The sequence below is a fragment of the Paenibacillus sp. D9 genome (genome assembly GCF_001188365.1).
Lineage (GTDB): Bacteria > Bacillota > Bacilli > Paenibacillales > Paenibacillaceae > Paenibacillus_O > Paenibacillus_O humicus.
On record NZ_JZEJ01000001.1, the window covers coordinates 5,165,570 to 5,172,320 of the forward strand.

9 protein-coding genes are annotated in these 6,751 nt (G+C 58.1%); all 9 read left to right on the top strand.

The window, feature by feature from the left end; all coding sequences use genetic code 11:
- The first annotated feature begins 58 nt into the window (after positions 1-58).
- Positions 59-679, top strand: coding sequence for a 5-formyltetrahydrofolate cyclo-ligase (locus VE23_RS23035; protein ID WP_021878816.1), 621 nt, complete (start codon positions 59-61; stop codon positions 677-679).
- 38 nt (positions 680-717) lie between these two features.
- Complete coding sequence (moaC, locus tag VE23_RS23040; protein WP_049869274.1) at positions 718-1,239, top strand: cyclic pyranopterin monophosphate synthase MoaC; 522 nt, start codon at positions 718-720, stop codon at positions 1,237-1,239.
- Between the two features lie 31 nt (positions 1,240-1,270).
- Positions 1,271-1,765 carry a MogA/MoaB family molybdenum cofactor biosynthesis protein gene (locus VE23_RS23045; RefSeq protein WP_048748657.1) on the top strand — a complete coding sequence of 165 codons (495 nt, stop codon included), beginning with the start codon at positions 1,271-1,273 and terminating at the stop codon, positions 1,763-1,765.
- A gap of 2 nt (positions 1,766-1,767) precedes the next feature.
- Complete coding sequence (locus VE23_RS23050) at positions 1,768-2,775, top strand: molybdopterin-binding protein (protein WP_048748656.1); 1,008 nt, start codon at positions 1,768-1,770, stop codon at positions 2,773-2,775.
- Positions 2,776-2,911: 136 nt separating this feature from the next.
- A complete protein-coding gene (locus tag VE23_RS23055) occupies positions 2,912-3,163 on the top strand; it encodes a twin-arginine translocase TatA/TatE family subunit (RefSeq protein WP_048748655.1) in 252 nt (83 codons plus the stop codon).
- Between the two features lie 50 nt (positions 3,164-3,213).
- Complete coding sequence (gene tatC / locus VE23_RS23060) at positions 3,214-4,026, top strand: twin-arginine translocase subunit TatC (RefSeq protein WP_021878819.1); 813 nt, start codon at positions 3,214-3,216, stop codon at positions 4,024-4,026.
- A gap of 273 nt (positions 4,027-4,299) precedes the next feature.
- Positions 4,300-4,569 (top strand): hypothetical protein, encoded by a 270-nt coding sequence (locus VE23_RS23065; RefSeq protein WP_049869275.1) that lies wholly within the window; start codon positions 4,300-4,302, stop codon positions 4,567-4,569.
- Positions 4,570-4,770: 201 nt separating this feature from the next.
- Positions 4,771-5,052, top strand: a complete 282-nt coding sequence (gene groES / locus VE23_RS23070) for a co-chaperone GroES (RefSeq protein ID WP_021878821.1) — start codon at positions 4,771-4,773, stop codon at positions 5,050-5,052.
- A gap of 87 nt (positions 5,053-5,139) precedes the next feature.
- Positions 5,140-6,751, top strand: a 1,612-nt coding sequence (gene groL, locus VE23_RS23075) for a chaperonin GroEL (protein ID WP_157054101.1), incomplete at its 3' end; no start/stop codon positions are given.

Consider the following 6,751-nt stretch of genomic DNA (forward strand, 5'->3'; position numbering starts at 1 on the left):
CTCAGTGGTAAACTATAGACAATTATGACCAAGAGCCTGCGAGGGGTTACTTCGAACGATGGGCAATCATCCGGACGACAAATCATCGGTAAGAGCACGTCTTCTTCACATTCGGGATTCCGCCTCTCCCGAAGCAAGGATGGCCGCATCCGCGGCTGCATGCCACCGAGCGGCCCAATGGCTGCAGGGAAGCGGCTGCGCAAGCTTGGCGGCCTATGCGGCTTTCCGCTCCGAGCTGGATCTGTCGCCGCTGATCGAATGGGCCTGGCGAGCCGGAATCGATGTCCTCGTTCCCCGCGCGTCGCTGCCGGACCGGTCGATGACGCTGCATCGCCTTGCTTCCTGGGAGGAGCTGAAGCCCGGAGCCTATGGAATCCTGGAGCCCGACCCGGCCGTCGCGCCGGCGCTGCCGGAAGGATTTCTGCCGGATGCGGTGCTGGTGCCGGGATCCGGCTTCGACGGCAAGGGGGGCCGGCTCGGCTACGGCGGCGGTTATTACGACCGCTACCGCCTCAAGCTCGAGCATGCTGCCCGGTCGGCCGGGAGAGAGCCGCCTCCATGGATCGGCATCGGGTTCGCGTTCCAGATCGTCGATGCCGTACCGATGGAGCCGCATGACGCCAAGCTGGACGGCCTCATTACGGAAGAGGGCATGCAATGGTTCGCCCGTCAGGCTTGACGGCGGATAACGATAGTTGAAGGGAGCTGGGGAAGCGGATGGCGACTGCAGATGACAGGCTGCCTGCTGGCGTGGATGGCGGCGAGGCGGACAGCCTGAGCCATTTCAATGGACAGGGACGGGCCCGGATGGTGGATGTGACGGGCAAGGAGACGACGTCGAGAACGGCTGCGGCGCGGACAACCGTGCAGATGGCGGAGGATACGCTGGCCAGGATCAAATCCGGCGGCATCTCCAAGGGGGATGTGCTGGCCGTGGCTCAAGTGGCCGGAATCATGGCGGCCAAGAACACGTCGTCATGGATTCCGATGTGCCATCCGCTCCCGCTCACGGGCATAGACATCGCCTTCTCGGATAATGGCGAGGACAAGCTCTACATCCAGGCGACAGTGAAGACCAAAGGCGTGACCGGAGTGGAAATGGAAGCTCTTACGGCGGTATCCGCCGCTGCGCTGACCGTGTACGACATGTGCAAGGCGATGCAAAAGGATATGGTGATCGGTCCGACCGAGCTTGTATCCAAGTCAGGCGGCAAAAACGGGGATTTCATGCGGGGATAAGAACGGCGACAGGGGACGGGAGGAACGTCAGATGCGATGGAAGGTAGCGGTTCTCACAGCAAGCGACAAGGGCTTCAGGGGAGAGCGGGAGGACACGAGCGCGCAGGTCATCCGCGAGCTGGTCGAGGAGGAGCTGCACGGGGATATCGTGGATTACCGGATCGTGCCCGACGAGCAGGACGAAATCATGGCGGCCATGATCGAAATGACGGATTATTATCAGGCCGACCTGGTGCTTACGACCGGAGGCACAGGGCTTGGACCGCGGGATGTGACGCCGGAGGCGACGCTCAAGGTCGTCGAGAGGCTGGTTCCCGGCATATCGGAAGTGATGCGCAGCAGCACGATGTCGCGTACACGCAAGGCGATGCTCTCTCGCGGCGTCAGCGGCGTCCGGGGCCGGACGCTGGTCATCAATCTGCCGGGCAATCCCAAGGGCGTCCATGAATGCCTGATGGCGGTCATCGACCAGCTGCCTCATGCTCTCGGCATCGTATCGGGCCGGGAAGGGGAGCATGAAGGGTGACCATGAAAACCAAGCTGCGCGAAGTGCCTGTCGAGCATGCGCTCGGCCTCCGGCTGGCCCATGATTTGACGCGAATCGTTCCCGGAAGCTTCAAGGGCAGGCTGTTCAAGAAAGGCCATGTCATTGAAGCAGCCGATATACCGGCCCTGCTGGATATCGGCAAAGCCCATATCTATGTCATGGAGCTGGCCGAGGACGAGCTGCACGAGGACGATGCGGCACTGAGGATGGCCAAGGCTCTTCAAGGAGATGGAACGCAGCTCGGCGAGCCGCACGAGGGCAAGGTTGCGGTCAAGTCCTCGATGCAGGGGCTCGCCAAGATCGACTCCGACTATGTGAACGCGGTCAACGCCCTCGGCGATATCGCCCTTGCCACGATCAGCAGCAACCGCCTTGTCGAAGCGGGCGGACAGCTCGCGGCGACGCGCGTCATTCCGCTCGTTGTATCCCAAACCAAGATCGAGGCCGTGGAAAGCCTCGCCGCCGAATATCGTTCCGCTACCGGCAGGGCTCCTATCGAGGTGAAGCCGCTTCGTCCGATGACGGCCGGACTGATCACGACGGGCGGAGAAGTGCACAGCGGACGGATCCAGGACCGGTTCGGGCCGGCGGTCCGGGCGAAGCTGGAGGCGCTCGGCTCGGCGGTTGCCGAGCAGGCGATCATGCCCGATGACAAGGACGCCATTGCAAGGAAAATCCTTGAGTACAAAAATAAAGAGTATGATATGATACTGCTTACAGGCGGCATGTCCGTCGACCCCGACGACCGCACGCCAGGCGCCATCAGATCGGCCGGCACCGACATCGTCAGCTACGGGACGCCGATGCTGCCGGGATCGATGCTGCTCATCGGCTATCTAGGCGGGACGCCTGTGCTGGGCCTTCCGGGCTGCGTCATGCACGACCCCTATACGTCGTTCGATGTGCTGCTTCCCCGGATATTGGCCGGGGAGAAGATCGTCAAAGAGGATATTGCCGCGATGGGCTACGGCGGCCTTTACGGCTGCTGAAGCTTCCGCGGCGCGCATTACCGATTGTCTTCAGCATCCTTCCCTTCAGGCACGATGGCTCCTGGAAGGAAGGATGACTGGAGACGCCAGACATCCAGCGAGATTCTCGCGAAATCCAGAGGAGGAATCATTCATCATGTTTAGTGGAATTGGAGCTACAGGCTTCCTGCTGCTCGCCGTTATCGCTCTCCTGCTGTTCGGACCCAACAAGCTCCCGGAGCTTGGCCGCGCTTTCGGCCGCACGCTGAAGGAATTCAAGGCCGGCGCCCGCGATCTGATGGAAGACGACAATCAGCAGCAGCCTGCGCGCCGCGACGCTGCGTCGCGCATCGAAGTGGACGGAGAGGTCGAGCCTGTCCGCGCGGATTCGAAGCGTCTTCCGGAATAACCGGCGGACAGCCGGAATGATTCAACTTGTACATGTAAGGAGGATCGCGTATGGCCAGCCCCACGGGGAATAAGGCAGGGCAGCGCACGCGGCTGCGGGAAGAAGGCCTGATGTCCCTCATGGACCATCTGGGAGAGCTGCGCAAGCGGATCTTCGTGATTTTGCTGGTGCTCATAGCGGGATTGATACTTGGCCTCTTTTTCGCCGAACCGATGTACAACTACTTGACGTCCACGGAACAGGCCAAGGAGATCGGAGGCTTCCATACCTTCTCCCTCTGGGACGGCATCGGAATCTATATGAAGTTCGCTTTCATCATCGCGCTCGTTCCGGCGGTTCCGGTCGCTTTCTTCCAGCTCTGGTCCTTTGTCAAGCCGGCTCTTCGCGTGCATGAGCAGCGGGCCGCGCTCCGGTACGTTCCCTACGCGCTGTTCATGCTGCTGCTCGGCTTGGCGTTCTCCTATTACGTCGTGTTCCCGATGGCTTTCCACTTCACCTCCAAGGTCGCCCGAAGCCTTGGACTTGAAGAAACGTACGGCATCGTGCAGTATCTGACGTTCATGGTCAACATCATCGTGCCGATATCGCTTCTGTTCGAGCTGCCGCTCCTGCTCATGTTCCTGACCGCGATCCGGATTCTGACGCCGGGCGGCCTCCGGAAGATGAGGAGAGTCGCCTACTTCATCATGGTGTTCATCGGCGTCACGGTCACTCCGCCCGATGTCGTCTCGGACACGCTGGTGGCGATACCTCTCATCCTGCTCTACGAGCTGAGCATCCTGATGTGCGCCCGGATCTACAAGCGCCAGCAGGAGAAGGATGCGCGGTTCGAGCAGGAATACGCCGTCGCTGCAAGCAAATAGAAAGCATGCATCAAGCCTGCCCATGCGGCAGGCTTTTTTTTGCTGCCTGCCGTCCGGAACGTCATAAAACGGACATGAATCGGACAAGATGGAGAGGGTAGGAGCATTGACTTTGCCCCAGTCAAGCCTGATAAATAGGCGTTTCAAGCCATATGAGACCGATCCATGTCCAATATTTGATCAAAAAGTGAAAAATATTTGAACATATTTAGGCGGAATGTGGTATAGTATAGATATGAAACCACTTACAACTTTGAACGGGATGTGACATTCATGGCCAAGATGATTTCTGTCAAGCCAATCGAGCAAAGCAAAACCGCGGTCGATCGTCTCTTCCAATTCATGAATATAATGGCTTGGACCTGCTTGTTGATCGGCGTTGTAGCTTGCCTGTGGGACATCACCCACTTCAGCGACACGAATATGACCCTTATGGTCGGCATCGGATTCCTTATCGGCAGCGTCTTCATCTACACCTCCGGAGCGGCGCTTCATCTCGTCTCGGAGATGCTTGAAGCTCTCGACGATTCCTCCAACAAATGACGTTCAATCCCCTCTGTTAGCCGTCGGCCCAGCCGGCGGCTATTTTGTTTGGATGAGAAGGGATGTAAACTTCACATAAAATCGATGCCTCCCACTTGAAATCCGGTCCCAAGTTGAGTATCATAAAACTTGTTATTAGCACTAAGGCCTTATGAGTGCTAACAAAATACGACAAATTCTAATTAAGGAGGCTATTTTTTCATGATCAGACCTTTGGGTGAACGCGTATTGGTAGAACCGATCGCTAAAGAAGAGACTACCGCCAGCGGTATCGTGCTGCCGGACACGGCGAAAGAAAAGCCGCAAGAAGGCAAAATCGTCGCTGTAGGAAGCGGTGCGCTTAAGGATGGCGTGCGCGTTGAGCTGGAAGTGAAAGTCGGCGACCGCGTTCTGTTCTCCAAATATGCGGGAACGGAGATCAAATACGAGGGCAAAGAGTATTTGATTATGAAAGAAAGCGACATCCACGCGATCTTCGGCTAAGACTTCTTGCAGCGAAGCTTCGCCATACATCGGATTTTCATACTTAGAGGATTCCATCCACAACTATATACCGGGAGGTAATGGACGATGGCAAAAGAAATCAAGTTCAGCGAAGACGCACGCCGCGGCATGCTGCGCGGAGTCGACGCTCTTGCAAATGCAGTTAAAGTAACGCTCGGTCCTAAAGGCCGCAATGTGGTGCTCGAGAAGAAATTCGGAAGCCCGCTGATCACGAACGACGGCGTATCCATCGCCAAAGAAATCGAACTGGAAGACCCGTTCGAAAATGCCGGCGCCCAGCTGGTCAAAGAAGTCGCAACGAAAACGAACGACGTTGCCGGCGACGGCACGACGACCGCTACGGTTCTGGCTCAAGCGATCATCCGCGAAGGTCTCAAAAACGTAACGGCCGGCGCGAACCCGATCGTTCTGCGCAAAGGCATCGAGAAAGCTGTCCGCGCTGCCGTGGAAGAGCTGAAAAATATTTCCAAGCCGATCGAAGGCAAGCATTCCATCGCACAGGTTGCGGCCATCTCCTCCGGCGATGACGAAGTCGGCCAGCTGATCGCTGAAGCGATGGAAAAAGTCGGCAACGACGGCGTCATCACGGTTGAAGAATCCAAAGGCTTCTACACGGAGCTCGAAGTGGTTGAAGGCATGCAGTTCGACCGCGGCTACGTATCTCCATACATGATCACGGATACGGACAAGATGGAAGCTGTCCTCGACAGCCCGTACATCCTGATCACCGACAAAAAAATCTCCAACATCCAGGAAATCCTGCCTGTTCTGGAGAAAGTCGTTCAATCCGGCAAGCAGCTGCTGATCATCGCTGAAGACGTCGAAGGCGAAGCTCAAGCTACGCTGATCGTCAACCGCCTGCGCGGCACCTTCACTTGCGTAGCCGTCAAAGCTCCTGGCTTCGGCGACCGCCGCAAAGCGATGCTGGGCGATATCGCCGCTCTGACGGGCGGCCAAGTAATCACCGAAGAGCTCGGCCTGGACCTCAAGTCCACGACGGTTGAGCAGCTCGGCTCCGCTCGCCAAATCCGCGTAACCAAAGAAAACACGATTATCGTTGACGGCGCCGGCGACAAAACCGACATCGATGTGCGCGTGAAGCAGATCCGCACGCAGCTGGAAGAAACGACCTCCGACTTCGACCGCGAGAAGCTGCAGGAGCGTCTGGCCAAGCTGTCCGGCGGCGTTGCAGTCATCAAAGTCGGAGCAGCGACCGAAACGGAACTCAAAGAGCGCAAGCTGCGCATTGAGGACGCCCTGAACTCCACGCGTGCAGCTGTGGAAGAAGGCATCGTATCCGGCGGCGGCACGGCACTCGTGAACGTATACGGAGCTGTTGCAGCTCTGGACGTGACGGGCGAAGAGAAAACCGGCGTCAACATCATCCTGCGCGCTCTCGAAGAGCCGGTCCGCACGATCGCGACCAATGCAGGCGTTGAAGGCTCCGTCATCGTCGAGCGTCTGAAAAAAGAAGCGATCGGCATCGGCTACAACGCCGCTACCGGCGACTGGGTGAACATGTTCGAAGCCGGCATCGTCGACCCGACGAAGGTAACGCGTTCCGCGCTGCAGAACGCCGCTTCCGTAGCGGCTGTCGTTCTGACGACCGAAGCGGTTGTCGTCGACAAACCGGAAAAAGACAAACCGGCTATGCCTGACATGGGCGGAATGGGCGGAA